General features: G+C 68.5%; 17 protein-coding genes and 1 tRNA gene. 6 read left to right on the forward strand and 12 right to left on the reverse strand.

The window, feature by feature from the left end; all coding sequences use genetic code 11:
- Positions 1–88: 88 nt before the first annotated feature.
- Positions 89–158, forward strand: a tRNA-Ser gene (locus C5B99_RS15565).
- 59 nt (positions 159–217) lie between these two features.
- Here the strand turns inward: C5B99_RS15565 and C5B99_RS15570 are convergent.
- From C5B99_RS15570 to cls, 3 genes are all read right to left on the reverse strand, one after another.
- Positions 218–454, reverse strand: a complete 237-nt coding sequence (locus C5B99_RS15570; protein ID WP_104243732.1) for a DUF3072 domain-containing protein — start codon at positions 452–454, stop codon at positions 218–220.
- 98 nt (positions 455–552) lie between these two features.
- Positions 553–1,470: a VOC family protein gene (locus C5B99_RS15575; protein ID WP_104244151.1), complete on the reverse strand. Its 918-nt coding sequence runs from the start codon at positions 1,468–1,470 to the stop codon at positions 553–555.
- A 125-nt stretch (positions 1,471–1,595) separates the two neighbouring features.
- A complete protein-coding gene (cls, locus tag C5B99_RS15580; protein WP_104243733.1) occupies positions 1,596–3,074 on the reverse strand; it encodes a cardiolipin synthase in 1,479 nt (492 codons plus the stop codon).
- 150 nt (positions 3,075–3,224) lie between these two features.
- Here cls and C5B99_RS15585 point away from each other — a divergent pair, with 150 nt between their 5' ends.
- Together C5B99_RS15585 and C5B99_RS15590 are read left to right on the forward strand one after the other, a co-directional pair.
- Entirely contained in the window at positions 3,225–3,812 is a 588-nt protein-coding gene (locus tag C5B99_RS15585) for a TetR/AcrR family transcriptional regulator (protein WP_104243735.1), read from the forward strand.
- Between the two features lie 121 nt (positions 3,813–3,933).
- Positions 3,934–5,625: an MDR family MFS transporter gene (locus C5B99_RS15590; RefSeq protein ID WP_104243737.1), complete on the forward strand. Its 1,692-nt coding sequence runs from the start codon at positions 3,934–3,936 to the stop codon at positions 5,623–5,625.
- On the opposite strand, the gene C5B99_RS15595 is transcribed toward C5B99_RS15590, so the two are convergent.
- Both C5B99_RS15595 and C5B99_RS15600 read right to left on the reverse strand, forming a co-directional pair.
- Entirely contained in the window at positions 5,622–6,296 is a 675-nt protein-coding gene (locus tag C5B99_RS15595; RefSeq protein WP_104243739.1) for a hypothetical protein, read from the reverse strand. The genes C5B99_RS15590 and C5B99_RS15595 overlap by 4 nt on opposite strands.
- Positions 6,293–7,840: an HNH endonuclease signature motif containing protein gene (locus tag C5B99_RS15600; RefSeq protein ID WP_181065036.1), complete on the reverse strand. Its 1,548-nt coding sequence runs from the start codon at positions 7,838–7,840 to the stop codon at positions 6,293–6,295. Before C5B99_RS15600 ends, C5B99_RS15595 begins: the two co-directional genes overlap by 4 nt.
- Before the next feature lie 372 nt (positions 7,841–8,212).
- Between C5B99_RS15600 and C5B99_RS15605 the strand changes: the two genes are divergently transcribed.
- From C5B99_RS15605 to C5B99_RS15615, 3 genes are all read left to right on the forward strand, one after another.
- Positions 8,213–8,932: a DedA family protein gene (locus tag C5B99_RS15605; RefSeq protein WP_104243742.1), complete on the forward strand. Its 720-nt coding sequence runs from the start codon at positions 8,213–8,215 to the stop codon at positions 8,930–8,932.
- A 200-nt stretch (positions 8,933–9,132) separates the two neighbouring features.
- Complete coding sequence (locus tag C5B99_RS15610) at positions 9,133–10,329, forward strand: MFS transporter (protein WP_104243744.1); 1,197 nt, start codon at positions 9,133–9,135, stop codon at positions 10,327–10,329.
- Positions 10,330–10,592: 263 nt separating this feature from the next.
- Entirely contained in the window at positions 10,593–10,799 is a 207-nt protein-coding gene (locus C5B99_RS15615; RefSeq protein WP_104243746.1) for a hypothetical protein, read from the forward strand.
- Positions 10,800–10,912: 113 nt separating this feature from the next.
- Here the strand turns inward: C5B99_RS15615 and C5B99_RS15620 are convergent, their stop codons facing one another.
- The 7 genes from C5B99_RS15620 to C5B99_RS15650 form a co-directional block, all read right to left on the reverse strand.
- On the reverse strand, positions 10,913–12,388 hold the full coding sequence (locus C5B99_RS15620; protein WP_104243748.1) for a GntP family transporter: 1,476 nt from the start codon (positions 12,386–12,388) through the stop codon (positions 10,913–10,915).
- 87 nt (positions 12,389–12,475) lie between these two features.
- Positions 12,476–13,378 (reverse strand): NAD(P)-dependent oxidoreductase, encoded by a 903-nt coding sequence (locus C5B99_RS15625; protein ID WP_104243750.1) that lies wholly within the window; start codon positions 13,376–13,378, stop codon positions 12,476–12,478.
- Positions 13,379–13,425: 47 nt separating this feature from the next.
- Positions 13,426–14,904, reverse strand: coding sequence for a four-carbon acid sugar kinase family protein (locus tag C5B99_RS15630; RefSeq protein ID WP_104244153.1), 1,479 nt, complete (start codon positions 14,902–14,904; stop codon positions 13,426–13,428).
- 132 nt (positions 14,905–15,036) lie between these two features.
- Positions 15,037–15,744: a FadR/GntR family transcriptional regulator gene (locus C5B99_RS15635; RefSeq protein WP_104243753.1), complete on the reverse strand. Its 708-nt coding sequence runs from the start codon at positions 15,742–15,744 to the stop codon at positions 15,037–15,039.
- A gap of 58 nt (positions 15,745–15,802) precedes the next feature.
- Positions 15,803–16,672 carry a MerR family transcriptional regulator gene (locus tag C5B99_RS15640; RefSeq protein ID WP_104243755.1) on the reverse strand — a complete coding sequence of 290 codons (870 nt, stop codon included), beginning with the start codon at positions 16,670–16,672 and terminating at the stop codon, positions 15,803–15,805.
- A gap of 116 nt (positions 16,673–16,788) precedes the next feature.
- Entirely contained in the window at positions 16,789–18,261 is a 1,473-nt protein-coding gene (locus tag C5B99_RS15645; protein WP_104243757.1) for an MATE family efflux transporter, read from the reverse strand.
- A gap of 88 nt (positions 18,262–18,349) precedes the next feature.
- On the reverse strand, positions 18,350–18,796 hold the full coding sequence (locus C5B99_RS15650; protein ID WP_104243759.1) for a MarR family winged helix-turn-helix transcriptional regulator: 447 nt from the start codon (positions 18,794–18,796) through the stop codon (positions 18,350–18,352).
- Positions 18,797–18,940 lie beyond the last annotated feature (144 nt).

Genomic DNA, 18,940 nt, shown 5'->3' on the forward strand with positions numbered 1-18,940 from the left:
TGCCCTAGTCATGCCCTAAGCGCTGAACACACTGTGATCACTCTTGAACACTAGAGAGCAGAGATAGCAAGAAAAATAGTAGACAGGTGCGGGATAGTTGGTGTCGGATTCAGCTTCCCAAGCTGATAGCGCGGGTTCGATTCCCGTCATCCGCTCCACGAAAAAGGCCAGGCCGGTCGCTGGACGCGACCTGGCCTGGCCTTTTCTCTTGCCGCGGTCAGCTCTCGCCGCGACCCGTCTTCTGCTGGAGGCGGTCGATATGCTCCGACGCCTCGGCTTTTGTGATGTCCGCAGGGATCTCTTCGCCAGCCTCGCGGGCGAGCGTGTCGAGGTAGCTGCGCTGCGCGCCGGTCATCGGCTCGTCGCCGGTGACCCAGTTCGAGGGGTCCTTCTCCGTGCCGTTCTCATCGGGCTCGGTTGCTCCGAGCATTTCACCTTCGTGTGTCTCTGCCATACCGGCGAGAGTAGGCGGCTCGCCTGGCTGGCGACCCGACGAATCCTGGGAAGATGTGTTCGAACCCGAGCGCCCTCGATGCCACACGGTGGTAGGTATCAGAAGTCGGCGATGACCAGCTTCTTCATCTGCATCATGTGCTCGTAGCCATCCGGTTTCGCCATGAGCTCCCCCATGTTCGTGGGCACGATCTGCCAGCTCACTCCGAACCTGTCCACCAGCCAGCCGCATTGCTCGGCTTCCGGGACGGCGCTCATCGCGCTCCAGTAGTGGTCGATCTCCGCCTGGTCGGCGCAGTCGACCTCGAGTGAGACGCCGCAGTCGAAGCCGAACTCCTGGCCGGCCCCGTTGTCCATCGCGACGAACCACTGCCCGGCGAGCTGGAAGTCGGCGTACATGACGGCACCCGCCGGAGCGGGACCCGAAGGCGCCGGGTACTCGGCGATCGTGCCGATGCGCGCATCCGGGAACAGGGAGACGTAGAAGTCGATGGCCTCGCGCGCCCTGTTCTGCGCCGCTCCGCCGAAGAGCAGACTCGGCACGATGAACGGCCGGGCCTCGTCGGCCGTGCTCAGCCCGGCGGGATCGACGAACATGAGCTGCCAGCTCACGCCGTAGCGGTCCTCGACCCAGCCGTAGTGCGGGCTGAAGGGGTACTCCTGCAGCGGCATGAGCACCTTGCCGCCATCGCTGAGCGCAGTCCAGAGCTTGTCGAGGCTCGCTCGCACCGACGCCGCGTCGCCGCCGAGCACGCGCGGGTCGAAGTTGAGCATGAACGAGACCGACGGGTTCGGCCTGAACTGGTCGCCGGCGTTGATGAGCGTGAACCGGTACTCGTCGATCTCCACGCCCACGACGAGCGGCAGGCCCGCGAAGTCCTTCTGGAAGTCGAGGAGGTCGGTCTCGGGGTATCGGGCTTCCACGGACGTCGTCGTCTTGGGGAAGCTGGAAGCGTAGAACTCGCCGGCCTCTTCGGCATTCTTGTTGAACCAAAGGTTCGGGATGATCTTCTGCATGACTCGCTGCTCCTGCACGCGTCGGTCGATCTGAGCCCGGTCGGGCCCACTCGCAAAATTACTCCCGACCCCCGACAACGGCGGCGAGCCTCGTGCTCGAGTGGGAGCGAACACCCAGGGTTCGGCTACTGCAGACCCGCGGTGAGTCTCGCAAGATTGTCGAGGACGGTCGAGCGCAGCGGCTGCTTCCGCCACTCGAACATCGTCAGCTCTCGTGACTGCTCGCGGTAGTCCTGCTGCACCTCTCGGAGGTCCTCCACGAAGTCCGAGCTGCGCACCATGAGCGACACCTCGAAGTTCAGCGAGAAGGAGCGCATGTCCATATTGGACGACCCGATGACGGCAACCTCGTCGTCGATCGTGAAGTGCTTGGCGTGCAGGATGGTCGGCGACTTGTACATCCAGATGCGCACCCCCGCGAGCAGCAGGGCCTCGTAGTAGGAGCGCTGCGCGTGGTAGACCATGGCCTGGTCGCCGATCTCCGAGACGAACAGCTCGACGACCACCCCGCGTGCCGTCGCGGTCGTGATGGCGTACAGCATCGACTCGTCCGGAACAAAGTAGGGGCTCGTGATGATGATCGACTTCTGGGCGACGTAGAGGAGGTTGAGGAAGAGGCGGAGGTTGTTCTCGCTGGGATACCCGGGGCCGCTCGGCACGATCTGGCAGTCCATCCGCGCTTCCTGCGGCATCGTCTCGACGTCGGTGAGGTCTTCCGGGATGATCGTTCCCGACTCCGAGTACCAGTCGGTGATGAAGACGGCGCTGACGGCGTGCACGGCCGGCCCCTCGAGGCGGACCATGAGGTCGTGCCAGTGGAGGCCGCGGCGGATGTTGCCGCGTTTGTTGTACGTCGAGTCGACGACATTCTGCGAGCCGAGGTAGGCGGAGTTGCCGTCGACGATGAGTAGCTTGCGGTGGTTTCGCAGGTCTGGCCGCTGGTACTCGCCGCGCCAGGGGCGGACGGGGAGCATGTAGTGCCACTCGGCGCCGGCCCGCTCGAGGGCCTTGAGCCGCGACAGCGTGTGCTTGCGGTAGCCGGGCACGCGGATGGAGGCGATGTGGTCGAGCAGGATGCGAACGCTCACGCCTCGGGCGACCGCTCGGTCGAGAGCATCGAAGATCGGCAGCGTGGTGTGGTCGCAGGCGAGGATGTAGAACTCGACATGCACCCACTTCTCTGCCGTATCGATCTCGGCGGCCATCGCGACGATGGTCTCCTCGTAGTCGCCCTGCAGGACGACCTCGTTGTCGCTGATGAGGGGGATGGCCGTGTACGTGCGGTTGAGGGCGACGACGGAGTCGAACCAGGCCGGGTCGCTGTGCTTGGTCGGCTCGACCTCGACGCTCCCGACGGCCATGTTGATGAAGGTCGTGACCTCCTGCTGGCGCTCCATGCGCTTCGTGGGGAGACGGAAGCTGCCGAGGAGCAGGAACGCGATGACGCCGACGTACGGGATGAGGAAGATCGCCATGAGCCAGGCGATGCCGACGCTCGGCTTCCGATTGCGTGGCACGACGATGATCGCGATGACTCGGATGATCAGGTCGATGATCGCGAAGATGAAGCCAGCGCTGATCGTGATGTGCGGGATCTCGGCCATCGGGTCTCCTCGGGGTACTAGGGGACAGCGTAGGCCAAGGGATGCGCGTGAGCGGGACGTGCATCCACGCCCAGAACTTGTTGCACTTTCCGCGATTAGTGCAATACTGCACTAGTGACTGATAGTGCAACGAATCTACGGGCTCGCAAAATGGCGCGGACGAGCCGCGACATCTCGTCGATGGCCCGACGCCGCGCCCTCGATGTCGGCCTTCCCGGCTTCACGATCGAGGAGCTCTGCGAGCAGGTCGGCATCTCCCGAAGGACGTTCTTCAACTACTTCGCCTCGAAGGAAGACGCCGTTCTCGGCATCTCGGCCCGACGAGACACGACCCACCTCGACGAGCGCTTCGTGGCCGGCGGCGACCCCGGGAGCGAGCAGCTGAGCCCTGACCTCCTCGAAGCGCTGACACACCTGGCACTCGAGCGGTGGCGCGAGTCCGACCCGGAGCCGAACTCGGGCGACATCCGCGAAGTCATGGCCGTCATCGACCAGGAGCCGAAGCTCTTCAAGCGGGTGCTCGAGCACATGTCGAGCGACGAGAAGCGAGACGTCGCCCTCGTCGAGCGTCGAGAGGGGCTCCCGACCGGGGACCTTCGCGCCTCCGCAGCCGTGCAGCTCCTCATGTCCATCATGCGGGCGAGTGCCTTCGAGTTCTTCACGACCGACAACACCGACGACATGGAGACGGTCGTCTCCAGACGCGTCGCCGCCATTCGCGCCGTAGTGCAGCGCTGAGGGCGGCGCCTGCCCCCTCGTCTCGGCCACGCCTCCTCCCGCTCCCCAGCCTTCCTCTCTCCCCCACCCTTCTCTCCCTCCCCTCTTCTTCCCGCACCGCACTCCTCGAACGGACCCACGCATGACCACCAGTGCACCGGCGCCAGCTGCGCCGCAGTTCCTGCTCACGAAGCGCAGGATCTGGACCATCTTCGGCGCCCTCATCGCCGGCATGCTCCTCTCGAGCCTCGACCAGACGATCGTCTCGACGGCGATGCCGACGATCGTGGGCGAGCTCGGCGGGGTCGACCACCAGGTGTGGATAACGACTGCCTACCTCCTCGCGACGACCATCGTCATGCCGATCTACGGCAAGTTCGGTGACGTGCTCGGGCGACGGAACCTCTTCCTCATCGCGATCGCGATCTTCACGCTCGCGTCGGTGGGCTGCGCCTTCGCGGACAGCTTCTGGGCGTTCGTGGTGTTCCGCGCCATCCAGGGCCTCGGCGGCGGCGGGCTCATCATCCTGTCGCAGGCGATCATCGCCGACATCGTGCCGGCCAGCGAACGCGGCAAGTACCTGGGCCCGCTCGGCGCGGTCTTCGGGCTCTCGGCCGTCGGTGGCCCACTGCTGGGTGGCTACTTCGTCGACCACCTGACGTGGCAGTGGGCCTTCTACATCAACATCCCGGTCGGCATCGCGGCGTTTGTCATCGCCGTGGTGGCGCTGAAGCTGCCGAGCAAGAAGGCGACGAAGCGCATCGACTACCTCGGCGTGCTCTTCTTGTCTGCTGCGACGACCTGTCTCATCTTCTTCACCGACTTCGGTGCGGATGCGCAGCACGGGTGGGCGTCGATGGTCACGTGGGCGTGGGGCCTCGGCCTCCTCGTGGCGGCGGCGATGTTCGTCTTCGTCGAGTCGCGCGCGGAGGATCCGATCATCCCGCTGGGTCTCTTCAAGAACCCGATCTTCGTGAACGCGACGGCCATCGGCCTGACGCTCGGCATCGGCATGTTCGCGGCGATCGGCTTCGTCCCGACGTTCTTGCAGATGTCGTCTGGCACGTCGGCCGCAGCCTCTGGACTGCTCATGCTGCCGATGATGGCGGGCCTCATGGGCACGTCCATCGCTTCGGGAATCCTCATCTCGAAGACGGGGCGGTACCGCATCTACCCGATCGTGGGCACGGTGCTGACCGGTCTCGCGATGGTTGCGATGACCACGTTGACGGCGGATACGCCCATCTGGCTCATCTGCGTGTTCCTGTTCTTCTTCGGGGCTGGGCTCGGGCTCATCATGCAGGTTGTCGTCTTGGTCGTTCAGAACGCGGTACCAGCGGCCGAGATCGGCACGGCGACGAGTACGAACAACTACTTCCGTGAGGTTGGGGCAGCACTCGGCACGGCGGTGTTCGGCGCGATCTTCACGACGCGACTGACGGAGAACCTCACCTCGGTCTTCACGGCGAGCGGCGCCAGCCCGGCTGACGCGGCGACGGCGACCTCGACGATCGACCCGCAGACGCTCTCGCAGCTGCCGGACGAGGTACGGGACGGGATCGTCACGGCCTACGCCGACGCTCTGGCTCCCGTCTTCTGGTACCTGGTGCCGTTCATCGCACTCGCGTTCCTGCTCTCGCTCTTCCTGAAGCAGATCCCCCTCTCTGATGTTGCCGGGCTTGTGGCTCGTGGCGAGGCGGTCGGCGGGGAAGAGGCGGAACAGCTCGACGCGGCGGCTCGGGAGAGTCGGGAGAGCCACGAGGCGGGCGATGGTGCCACCCCGAGCGTGGATTCGACCCGGCTCAGCTCAAACGGGCCGAGGAGCCGCGACTAGCGGGGTGCCGTCGAGAACGCGCGCGCCGCGCGGAGGGCCGCCTCGACGTGCATCCCCTCGAAGGGGAGGACCGCAGTGAGCGCCTCTGCGGTGAGGTCCGGGCCCAGCTCGGCGCCTCGCCGGACGGCTTCCGCGTCGACCTGCTCGGGGGCTGATTCCGGGTCGTCGAGGTCCATGACGGCACCCTCGAACCAGTCGGCGGCGGCGGCGAGCATCTGCTCCTCACTGAGCACGGGAAGCAGATGCCGGTCGAGTCCGTCGGCGACGCCGTGGTCAACGGCGCGCCAGGCGTCCCCCGCGTTCTCGCGCCAGTAGACGAATCCGAGCCAGGGCTGCTCCCCGCCTGCCACCCAGCGGCGTCCCGATTCTGAGGTGACGGCGGCTTCGGCGTGCGCCACTCCCCACTCGGGCATGCCGGTGATGAGGTCGAAGCCCCGCCTGTACGTCTCGGAGTGGTCGCGGTCGATGCCAGCAAGGACGGCCCGGCCGTCGGGGAGCGGGGTGAGCCGAGCCCAGCTGCCACCCCCGTCGGAGTAGAACCAGCCGTGCTCGTCGGCGCGGGAGTTGTCGCCACCCTCGCCGAGGATCGCGGTCTCGATGGCCGCAGCGAGCGCCCAACGCCCCCTGATTACCTCGATGGTGGGGAACTGCCGAGTTCGGAATGCTGTCATGCGCTCATCTTTCCAAGCACCTCCTCGGCGCTGCTGGGTGTTGCTTGGAACTGGACCGCGCGCGGTGTCTCGCGGATGCGCATGCGAGCCACCCTGGGTCCGGTTGCGGGTTCGACCTTCCACGTCCGGCTCTGCGCGGGCGAGATGGTGAGCCGACCCAGGTGCACTTCGTGGTGATGGAAGGTGCAGAGCGCGATGCCGTTGCTCGTGTCGGTGCGTCCGCCTCTCGACCACGGGGTGACATGGTGGATCTCGACGGTGTCGAAAGGGAGCTCGCACGCGGGCGCTCTGCACCCACCGTCCCGGGCGAAGACCGCTCTCCGTTGAGCCGGGCTGAAGAGTCTTCGCTTGCGGCCGAGCTTGAGGACTTCGCCGTCGTCGTCGACGAGCGCAACCCGGATGATGCCATCGCAGAGGATGCGCAGGGCCGCCTCGACCGGGACAGCCTCGCCGCTGTGCTCGAGCCGCGAGATGTCCGCCAGCGTCTCGGCGGCTCCCGCGAGACCGGCCCGCGTGACGGTCATGACCAGGGTGGGCGCTTCGCCGCCGGTCCGGGGCGCGCGTGGGGACTCGGCATGCTGAGCGAAGACCGAGACGAGCGCGTCGATGCGTCGCTGAGAGAAGCTGCGATCGTCCCGGATCTGCGGCTCCTCCTGAGGAGCGAGGGTGCCGCTGGGCTCGTCGCCTGCTTCGCACGCGTGGTCGCGCCGCGGCGAGAGATACGCGTCGAGGACGCGCATGATGGTCTCGCCCTGCTCCGGGGTCGCGAGGAGCCTGCCCTGCACCATGCCGTCAGCGCGACGGGTGAAGGAGAGTCCTCGCTTCGCGGCTTGACGTTCCGCGTTGGGCTCCGCGCCGTCTGGGTCGAGGAAGGCCACCCACACGGCGGCCTGCTTGGCCAGACGCTCCGGCGACGCCGGCTCGTCGTCCTCCTGGGTGAGCCCGCACGCGGCCTGGACGAGCTCGTACTCTGCGCGATCGAGGTCGCCGATATCGACGCTGCCGCCCGCTTCGCGCTGCCCTGCGACGATCGCCGACGCCTGCGAGAGCGTCACCCGCCCTTCCGCGACCGCGACTGCGACCTGGCTCCGTGTGGGCCGAAGCGCCTCGCCCGTCATGCTGATGCGCTCGCGCGTCGCCTCGGCGACCTCGCGAAGCTTGGCCGCCTCGGCTCGGCGAAGGCCGAAGGTCTGCCGCACGGCCTCGTGCACGGACCGGTACCCACCCCGACGCACCAGAGAACCAGAGAAGGCCACCGGCGTGATCTCGTCTCGCCCGAGCAGCTCGGCCGTCATCTCCAAGATCGTCGCGTCGAGCATCCGCTTGCGAGCGGCCAGCTCTTCGAACGCGGCGAAGAACTCGGCGTCGAGCACCGACGAGACGGGCTGTCGCCCGTCGACCAGCGCCGTGACGACGGCCGTGGCTGCGATGCCGGACTCTCGCTCGACAGCAGCAACGCTCGCCGGTAGACCCGCGAGGACTCCAGCCCCTGCACCAGCACCAGCACCAGCTACTCCACCCAATGCGTGTTCGTCGTCGCCCATCGAACCCCCCCCCCTCATTGTCCCGGCACCCTCCACCCAAGGCATTTCTGCCTGCGGATTCACGTGCCGAGCTGGCTTCCCCCGAAGCCAGTCCCAGCCTATCGTGCATCGAATGTATATTCGAGCCCTGTGAAGAAATCCCACGTCACAGAACAGTAACTGGACGCTGAAATCACCAGCCACGCAGGCGAGCCCGCGCGCCTCCCAGCACACCTTCGACGCTACTTCTGGCCGCCGACATTCGGCGGGCGAGAGCACCCCGCGGGTACCCCGTCCAAGCTGTGTTCCTCCCAGGGCGCGCGCGGGATACTCTTTCGATCACCTCTGCTTCACTTACCGCCCCTGCATCTCAGCGACTGGACGCATCCTTCCGTGGCTCCCACACTCTTCCCCTGGCTCGACCCTGAAACGATCATTCACGGTGCGGGCCCCTGGGCGCTTCTTGTCGTGTGCCTCATCGTGTTCTCGGAGACCGGGCTCCTCGTCGGCTTCCTGCTGCCCGGCGACACACTGTTGCTCATCACGGGCCTGCTCGCCTTCTACCCGGGCATCGGCTTCGACATCTGGTGGGTGTGCCTCGCCATCGGATTCGCCGCGTTCCTCGGCGGCGAGGTCGGCTACCTGATAGGGCGAAAAGCGGGGCCGAGGATCTTCGAGCGCAAGGAGAGCGGCCTCTTCAGCGTGAAGAACGTCGAACGGACCAACGCGTTCTTCGAGCGCTTCGGCGGCCTCGCGGTCATCATCGCCCGCTTCGTTCCTGTCGTGCGCACCTTCGCTCCGGTGGCCGCGGGCGTCGGCAAGATGGACTACCGCAAGTACACGATCTACAACCTCATCGGCGCGCTCATCTGGGGCGCCGGCCTCACCTTCGCCGGCTACCTCCTCGGCTATGTGCCGGTACTCGGCGACTTCATCCGCGAGTACATCGACGTGATCCTGATCGTCGCGGTGCTCGCGACCGTGGTGCCCACGAGCATCCACTACCTCCTGAACTCGCGGAAGTCCCGCCGCGAGGCGGAGCAGCGCAGCCGCGATGAAGCGAAGAACCTCTCGCTTGCACCGAAGGACTTCGACCAGAAGCTCGGCGACTGAGCGTCGGGATCGCGGCGCCAGCTGCCCCGGCGCAGTGTGGACTCCGCCGCCCCGCGAACCGCCGGTAACAAGGCATGCCACCCTCCCGCGAGACTCGATTCCGGGCGCTGACGGGCGCCTCGAACGCGACGTAGGCTTGCCTGCGCGGCATGCTCTGCCGCGTCTCTCGACGGCGTTGCAGTGAGGAGTTCGGTTCACGGATGAGCGGCATCTGGCGGTACCAGTCGACCTCGATCCCCCTCCGACTGGCGAACGCCGGAGCAGTTGTCGCCCTTCCCCTGCTTGCCGTCGAGCAGCTCGGGGACGTCGCCGTCGGCGGTTTCCTCGTCGCCGTCGCCCTCTTCCCGAGCGTCATCGCGGCACCGCTCGTTGGCGCCCTCCTCGACCGGATGCGCCGCCCGAAGCTGCTCCTCATCATCGGGGGCACGATCACGGCGGCCGCCTACCTCTTCGCCTCACAGCTGGGCACACTGCCGATCGGCGTCATCGCCGTCATCCTCGCGGTCGCCGGGTTCGTGACTCCCGCCTACATGGGCGGCCTCTCGAGTTTCGCGACCGACAACATCGAGCCGGCCAGGAAGGCCTACGCGCAGGACGCGCTCTCCTACACGATCGCCTCGGTGGGTGGTCCGGCGCTGGCGGCGCTCGCGATCCCACTGGCGGGCTCAGCACGACTCGCGATGGTGCTCCTCGCGAGCCTCGCCCTCATCGGGGCGGTGGCCGGGTTCGGCATCCGGATGCACGCGAAGAGCGGCCCGGTGGAAGGCCTCGGGCGGACGATCGCTCGCGGCATGACGTACCTCGTCAAGCACAAGCCGATCGCGATCGTCACGATCGCCGGCACCGTCAGCCAGGTCGCCGGTGGCGCGCTCGGCATCGCCGCCATCGCCATCTCCCTGGAGCGGACCGGCTCCGAGGCGTCCGCCGCCTGGCTCGTCACCGCCTACGCGATCGGCGGCCTCGCCGGCGCCCTCTTCATGGCGGTCAGGACCTGGACCACCCGAGGCCCGGTCTGGGTCATGGGGATGGGCTTCGTCGCGACGGGCGTCTTCCTGCTCATCGCGGTGCCGGCGCTCCCGATCGGGTTCGCGTTCGCCGCTGTCCTCATCTCGGGTCTCTTCGCGGCACCGGCAAACGCCGCCATGATGCTGCTCCGCGACAAGGAGAGCAAGCCGAACGTGCGCTCGCAGGTCTTCACGATCGGCGCCGGCCTGCGGGTCACGGCGGCCGCCGTCGGCGCGGCCATCGCCGGGCTCATCGCGGGCTTCGACGCAGGCTCGCTGATCGCCGGGATGGCCATCATCTGGATCCTCTCCGGCTCCATCCTCTGGTTCTTCCCGAACCCGCCGGCGCGCACGGGCATCATCCCCGTGCAGAAGGGCCCGCAGGCGCCGTAGCGCGGGCCAGCAGGCCAACCGCCGCCACCTGAGGCGAGTCCGATGCCACGTCCGCGCAGGCAAACGCTGCCAGCCAAGTGGCCAGCAACACGCCCGGTGGAAGGGGCACTTGGCTGGCAGCGTTGGCACCCAGGCCCTGACGACCGCTTGGCCGCCACGGGCCAGCGAGGATGAGCGAGGAGCGAGCAGCGAGCGCTTCCCCGGCCGGCGTGGGAGACTCCCCGGAAGACGCGCGTGCGGCGCCTGAGCGAGCGGAGCATCCTATGACCGAGAACCCCGCCCTGGTGGTTGCCGTCATCGCGCTGGGCTTCGCGGCGGTCACGTTCCTCCTGGTGTGGATGCTGCACGCGGCCCCTCGCCCACCGCGCGACTCCGAGCTCTCCCCAGACGAACGGCGCCGACGAGCCGAGAACCCGGGTCCGGCGCCGACGAGCATCCGCTTCGATCACGGCAACAACTCGAGCTACTGACGCGAGAGACCTCAGCGCGGACGCCAAACGCTGCCAGCCGATGTGCCCCTTCCCGAACTCGGTGAAGGGCACATCGGCTGGCAGCGATCGCGGTGGGGCTGCGGAAGCCGTCGCTAGGCGACGCCCACGAGCAGCCAGACGACGAAGCAGAGCAGGAAGCCGACGAGGCCAAGCACCGTCGTGAGGACGGTCCACGTGCGGAGGCCGTCCGCGACGCCGAGGCCGAGGTACCGGGTGACGACCCAGAAGCCGGAGTCGTTGACGTGTGACAGGCCGAGTGCGCCAAACGCGATGGCGAGGGCGAGCAGCGCGACCTGGATCGTCGAGTACCCGCCGCCGAGGATCGACGCGCTGAGGAGGCCAGCCGTCGTGAGGATCGCGACCGTGGCCGACCCCTGCGCCGCGCGGAGGGCGAGCGAGATGAGGTACGCCATGATCATGAGCGGCATGCCGGTGGCGAGCAGCGTCTCGCTGAGTGCCGCGCCGATTCCGCTCTCGGTGAGGACGCGGGCGAACGCGCCGCCTCCGCCCGTGACGAGGATGACGACCGCGACCGGTGGGAGCGCCGCTTCGACGACGTCGCCGAGCTGCGATGCGCTCCAGCCGCGGCGGATGCCGAGGAAGAAGCTCGCGAGGAGGACCGTCACGAGGAGCGCGAACAGCGGGGCGCCGATGAACGCGAGCACATTGCGGATGGGGTCGCCGGCCGGCAGCAGCGTGGCGCCGACCGTGCCGAGGGCGATCATGATGAGCGGCGTGACGATGAGCGTCATGACCATGCCTGCGCTCGGCGGCGCGACCGTGCGCGCCTTGGTGGCGGTGCCGGACGCGCCGCCCTCCGAGCCGGACGCGCCTTCGGCGTCGGCGTCGGCGACGATCGCATCCGCCTTCTCCGTGCCGAACTCGGCGAACGACTTCGCCGTGGTCGAGAGCATCGTGAAGTTCTTGCGGTTGAGCCACTTCGAGAAGAAGTGCGAGACGACGGCGAGGACGAGGCAGACGGGGAGGCCGATCATGGTCACCCAGCCGAGGTCGGCGCCGAGGATTCCGGCGCCTCCGACGATTCCGGGGTGCGGGGGCATCGCGACGTGCACGGCGAGCATGATGCCGCCGACGGGTAGCCCGAACTTCACCGGGTCGACGCCTGCCGCCTTGCAGAAGCCGTAGATGATTGGCACGAGGATGATGAACCCGACGTCGAAGAACACGGGGATCGCGAGCACGAGGGCGGCGGCTGTGAGGGCACCGGCGACGCGCTTCGGCCCGAGCAGCTTCGTGAAGCGCCCGGCGAGGCTGGAGGCACCGCCGGAGATCTCGATGATCTTCCCGAGCATCGCGCCGAGCGCGACGAGGATCGCGACCGACCCGAGCACACCGCCCATTCCGGCGATGATCGACTCGATGATGCCGACGCGTGCCGGTTCGAGTTCCGTCTCGGGAACCGTCACGAGCGGCAGTCCCGTCGCGAGGCCGACGAGGACGCTCACGATGAGCAGCGCCAGGAAGGCGTGCACCTTGAGTTTGATGATCAGCAGCAGGAGGAGGCCGATGCCTCCAGCTGCGATCGCGAGCAGTAGAAATGTGGACAAGTCCGTCTCCTTTGACGAGGGCGCCGACGAGAGCGCTGACGAGGACGCTGACGAGCGCGTTGTTCGGGTGTGAGCGGGGGCTCTTGCTTACGAGTCGGTGGTCTTCGGGGCGAGGGCGAGGATGACGGCTGAGTCGTCGGACGCACCGAGCCCCTGTGCCTGGCCAAGGAGATACAGCTGCTCGGCGGCGGCGGCGACCGGTGTCGGGAGTCCGACTGCGCGGCTCGCCTTGCCGACGATGCCCATGTCCTTCACGAAGATATCGAGGCGGCTGAGCACCTCGGCGCCGTCCTCGTCGTACGCCTCGAGGATGCGGGGGCCGCGGTTCGCGAGCATGAACGAGCCCGCTGCTCCGGCGCCGAGCGTCTCGAGCGTCTTGGCCGGGTCGAGCCCGAGGCGCTCGGCGAGCGCGAGCGCCTCCGCTGCGGCCGCGATGTGCACGCCGCAGAGCAGCTGGTTGACGGTCTTCAGCGCCTGACCGTCGCCGGGGCGGTCGCCGACCACGGTGAGGGTGGATGCGAGGAGGCCGAGCACGGGCTGCGCCTTCTCTCGCGCTGCCGGCGTCGCACCGACGACGATGAGCAGGTCGCCCTCGCCCGCGCGGACGGGGCCGCCGGAGAGGGGCGCATCCACGAGCTCGACCGAGTGCTGCTCGAGGCGAGCGACGACGTCGGCGATGCCGTCGGTTCCGACGGTGCTCGTGAGGATCACGACTGCGCCCTCGTCGAGCTTGTCGGCGATGCCGTTCTCTCCGAACAGCACTTCATGCAGCTGCTCGCCGTTGCGGACGGCGAGGAGGACCGCGTCGACGCCGGCGACCGCGCTGGCCGCGGAGGCGTGCGGCACGATGCCCGCGGCGGCCGCGAGGTCGAGGCGCGGCTGCGCGATGTCGAAGCCGTTGACCGTGAGCTGGCTGCTGAGGCGGGTCGCCATCGGCAGGCCCATCGCGCCGAGCCCGAGGACGGCGACGGAGTAGGTGGAGGAGGTCATGGTTGCTCGTTTCTCGGTGCGTGTGGAGATCTCAGCGCTGTTGCTGATCAGTTGGATGCGGGAATGGGTGCGGATGCAGGTGCGTCGACGCCGACAGCGGCGCTCGCGTGGAACTTCTCGACGACCCGCGCGAGCGAGTCCTCGTCGCCGACGTTGCCGGCGAACACGACGTAGGGGATGCCGTCGGCCGGTCCCCCGACCGCCTGCCAGAGTGAGACGATGCCGGGCAGCATGGGGCCGCGGACGACGGCGTGACGGATCTCGAGGCCGTTCGTGGCGACGTCGCTCGAGGTGATCCCGCCCTTGGCGATGACGAAGCTCGGCGGCGTCACGCGGAGCGCGTGCGCGACGACCTCGCAGACGGCGGCAGAGACGTCTCTGGAGATCGCGAGGGAAGCGTCCGCGTCGTCGGTCTTCACGAGCTCGCGGCTCGTGTGGAGGATCACGTCGCCGCTCGCGAGCGCTTCGACGACGCGAGCCTTCGCCTCGCCGATGTGCGCGTCTCGGGCGTCCGCGTCGATGATCGCCGAGACGGAGAGCTCGACGGTCGGCAGGTGGGGATGCTCGGTCCGGAGGGCTGCGAGCTGCCGTGTCGTGAGGTCGACGTGCGAGCCGACGACGATCAGGCCGCCGGCAGCGGACTGGGCCACCCCGTCGCGCGCCAGCTGCGCCGGGGCGAGTGGGGAGGCGATCTCCTGCCCGATGCGGGCTCGCACGAACGGCGGCCCGACGCGGTAGAGGAACTGCTTGCCGTCGGCCTCCGCGAGCTCGAGCCCGAGGGCGACGATGCGGATGTCGTCCTCGATGACCACGTCGACGACGATCGGCTGACCGTCGCGCGCATCCTGCAGCACGCTCGCGACCGCTTCTGGGCCGCGACGGATGATGTCGAGCGAGAGCACCGTCACGTCCGCGGCGGCCCAGCGGCCCTTCGTCTTCTCCTCGACCCATTCGGGGAGCGCGGAGCTGCGGAAGCCGAACGTCGCGTCCTTCGCGAACTCCGTCTCGGCGACCGGCACGAGCTCGCCGCTCTGGCGGTAGTAGTGGATGCCCCCGATCGTGACCCTGCCAGCGTCGGGGAAGGCGGGAACGATGAGGACGCCGTCCGGCACCGGGCCGCCGAGCTCGGCGAGGGTTGCCGCGATGACGTCGGTCTCGAGGGGGAAGTGGCCGCGCAGCGTGCTGTCGCCGCGGCTCACGAAGGCGATTCGGCGCTCGAGGCGCTCCGCCGCGGCGAGGGCTGCCGTCACGATCTCGCGGTTGCGTGCGGCGGCGGATTCGGCGTCGAGGCTGCGCGTGTTCGTGAGGACGTACACGGCGTCGCGGCCCTGTTCGAGGGCCCAGACGAGGTCGTCCTGCTCCCAGCGGGTGAGGACGGGAAGATCGGCGACGGACTGCGTCCCGGTGGGATCGTCGTCGAGCACGATGAGGGTCACTCCGGATTCGCGGACCCGGTCGGCGACCTCCGCAGCGTCGACGCGCACCGGGGCGGGGTACTGCTCGAGCAGTCGGCTTTCATCCATCAGAGAACTCCCTTGTAATCGGATATCAGATATCTTGCGCCCGCCGAAGGGGGTTGTCAAGGAGATATCTGATATCTCAAGGGAAGGAACCGGGTGACGCCTGCGACGCACCGCCGCCGGAAGGAAGTGCGGCGATCAGGCTCGAGGCGTGAGCACGTACTCCTGCAGGTCGTCCGCCGTCTGCTGCATGTGCGACTCCATCGCCGCGCGCGCGGCTGGGCCATCGCCGGAGCGCAGCGCCTCGAGGATCCCCGCATGCTCGCGGATGGCATTCACCTGCACCTGCGGCACCGCGGAGGTCTCGTAGCGGCGCTCGTACATGAACTTCCCGAGCGGCTCGAGCAGCACGCGGAGGAACGGGTTGCCGCTCGCCCGCAGCACGACATCGTGGAACGCGATGTCGGCGGTGACGAAGGTGTGCACGTCGTTCGCGGCGCTCGCCGCGCGCATCTCCTCGAGGTACCCCTCGAGCTTCTCGAGGTCGTCGGCGGTGCGCAGCGGGGCAGCGAGCTCGCAGGCACCCGTCTCGATCATCCGTCGAAGCTGGACGAGCTGCACCGAGGCCTGCGCCTTGCCGCCGGTCGACGTCGCGGCGCGCAGGAGCGGCTCGATGCCGGTCCAGTCCTCCATGGGAAGCACGCGACCGCGAGTCCCGGGAACCGGCTGAACGACTCCCTGCGCCTGCAGCGTCTTGAGGGCCTCGCGCAGCGTGAGGCGGTTCACGCCGAGCCGCTCGGCGAGGTCGATCTCACGCGGCAGCGACGCCCCCTGGGGCAGCGCCCCCGAGATGATGTCATCGAGGAGCCGGTCGCTGACCGACTGAACAAGCGACGCTCTCGCCATGGTGACCTCCGAACTCGCAATGCTAGTGGGCGCGTCCGGACACCGGCTCACGCGAGCGTCACCGCAGCGTGACGGCGACCTCCACGACGACGTCGTCCGCATCCTCTCCGATGACACGCTGGCGCACCTCGGGCGATGTGAGCGCCACGCCGCGCTCCGCGAGCGCGTCGAAGAGGGCCACGACGGCCGGATGCACGGAGCCCTCCGGCAGATCGGCACCGTGCGGGCGCCACACGGCCACGAGGTCGGTTCGCGGCGGCAGCTCATCCGCGAGGATGCGCCCGTCGTGCCACGACTCGTCGTCGGCTTCCGGGAGGCGCGCGACCGGCCAGCAGAAGAGCATCTGCAGCTCGGATGCTCGTGCCGTGCTGCCGGGGGCCTCCCGGAAGGACGTCCAGAACCCGGGCCCCGGCTCGAGCCCAGCCTCGACGCCGCGCCGATGCAGTTCGGCGAATTCCCGGTTCGCGTCCTCATCGCTCGGCGCCGCACCGGCACCGGTCCCGCGGGCGACGCCCCCACCGGCCGCATCGAGGTCAGCGGGCAGCGGGATGACGCGCGCGACGAACGGCGTGGCCCCGAGTCGCCGCTCCTCGACGAGAACCGGGCGCGCGAATGCGGTGAGCACGGTGTCCGCAGCCGTCATGGCCGCATCCTCGGCGTCACGTTTCCGCACCACTTCGGCACGGTGGTGACGCAGCACGTCGGCTGCGTCTCCGTCTCGGAGCGCCCTCGCGGCGGAGGGCAGCGGCACGCCGGCCGCCCGCAGCGCCTGCAGGAGGGCGCCGTCGCGCACCTGCGACTCGGCGTACCTGCGGTACCCGGTCACCGCATCCACCTCGTACGGGACGAGCGCCTTCGTCTCGTCGTAGTGACGCAGCGCCTTCACGCTGATGCCGGTCGTGTTCGCGAATTCCCCGATGGTGAGCATGCCTCAAGCCTGCCGCCTCCCGTAGGAGGAGAGTCAAGCGGGGCACTCCGCAGATCTGCCCAGTTGGACCAGACGCCTCGAGCTCGCCGGCATGCGCCTCGAGGCGCGAGGCCCGATCAGGCCGCCGCCATCTCGAGCGCCTCCTCCGCACGCTCCGCGCTGCCCTCCGCGAGGCCGCGCTTGAGGGCCGGAGCCAACGCGACACACAGGACCACCCCGACAGCGAGCACCGCGACCTCGGTCACGGTGAGCGCCCAGATGATGCCGGGCAGGCCGAACCAGATGCTCCCCGCGATCACCACGGGGATGAACAGCACCCCTTGGGCGGCCGACATGATGGTCGCGGGAAGGGCACGGCCGGTTGCCTGGAACAGCGACGTGATGAGGCCGGTGAAGCCGTTCGCGATCATCGCGATGAGCTGCGCCGCGAGCACCACGACGCCGATCGCGAGCACGGATGCGTCGGCCACGAAGAGCGCGAACACCTGCTCTCGGAAGCACAGCAGGAGGATGGCCGCGAGCGCGGCGACCGCGCCGACCGTGATGGCGGATGCTCGCAGCGCCGACCCGAAGCGTGCGCCGTCGCCCTTGCCGTACGAGTAGGCCAGGAGCGGCAGCACGCCGAGGGTGACACCCATGATGAGGAACTCGGGCACCTGGGCGATACGCACGGCGACGCCCATCGCCGCGAGCGGCCCCTCACCGTAGGCTGCGGCGAGGTTGTTGAGCACCAGCGCCGTGACGATGAGGAACGCCGACTGCAGCAGCGTGCCGATGCCGACGCCGAGGACCGGCTTCTGCACGGAGCCCGCGAGGGTGAACCAGCGAGGAGAGAGACTCACGTGCTCGCTGTTGCGCGTGAGCCAGAGAACGAAGTACGCGACGACGACGAGGTTCGCGAGCCCCGTCGCCACGGCCGCCCCCGCCACGCCCCAGTTGAGCACCAGGATGAACAGGGCGTCGAGAGCCAGGTTCACGACGGCGGAGAGCACGAGCGCGACCATGACCTGCTTCGCCGCGCCTTCCGCCCGGACGAGCTGCTCGAGGCAGACCGCCGCGGCGAGGACGGGCACGAAGCCGAGCAGTACCCCGACGAAGGCAGCCGTAGGCGCCGCGACGGATGCGTCGGCGCCGAGCAGCGAGACGAGCGGCGAGAGGAACACGAGCCCGATGGCGGCGACCACGGCCCCCACGACCACCGAGCCCCAGAGCGAGTAGGACGCGACCCGCTTGATGGTCGCCGCCTTCGAGGGGTCGCGTTCGGCCCCGCCGAGGAGGCGCGACACGAGCGCCCCTCCCCCGACCCCGAAGACGTTCCCGACCCCCATGACGAGGATGAGGACCGGCGAGCCCAGGGTGATGGCGGCCAGCAGGGCCGTGTCCCCGAGCGAGCCGATGAACCCCGCATTGGTGAGGTTGTAGATCGCTCCGACGATCATCGCGGCCGCCATGGGCACGCAGAGGTGCAGGAGTGCACTGACGATCGGTGCCGACGAGAGGTACCAGCGGTTCGTGTGCACCGCATCCGGGGCGGCCTCACGGGCTGTCGACAGATCGGCCGTGGCTTGTGTTTCTGGTGGTGTGCTCATGGTTGCTTCTTTCTGGGCAGGACGGAGCGCGCGCCGACACTCGTCGGCACGTGAGGGGATGCGCGACTCGGTCGCGCGCCTCGGAGGGCTAGTCGCGCACTGGCTGCGGGAGCTGAGCCGTGATCTTGGCGAGGAGCGCCTGGAACGCGACTCGTTCATCGGCATCGAGCGGCGCGAGGATCGTCTCGTCTGCGGCGATCATGGCCTCCTCGAAGCCCGCGATGAGCTCGGCCCCGGCGGGCGTGGCGTAGACGCGCTTGGTGCGCTCGTCGCCGCCCTCGGTTCGGCGTTCGATGAGCCCTCGCCCCTCGAGGCCGCGGAGCAGACTCGAGACGCTCGCCGGGGTTGTGCGACTCATTCGAGCGAGCTCCGATTGGCTCGCCCCTGGGCTCTGCACGAGGTAGCCGAGCACGAAGCTCTGCGGCCGGGTGAGCTCGCGCTCACGTGTCCAGTCTTCCCCGGCCTTCATCTGCGCCCAGCTGATCCATCGGACGAACTCGAGGGGCGTGCGTGGGGCTGGGGCTGTATCCGACATAGTTAGAACTATGACAGTTAGAGTTCTAACTGTCAAGATGGCCCAGCCCGTGCCCCGCGCCGCACGCGTAGACTGGGCGGATTCACCGGGAGGAGCAACGATGCCCGAACCGAAGCATCCAGAGAAGCGCGCGAAGCCGGAAGC

Source organism: Pseudoclavibacter sp. Z016 (genome assembly GCF_002931215.1).
In the GTDB taxonomy this organism is placed as follows: domain Bacteria; phylum Actinomycetota; class Actinomycetes; order Actinomycetales; family Microbacteriaceae; genus Pseudoclavibacter.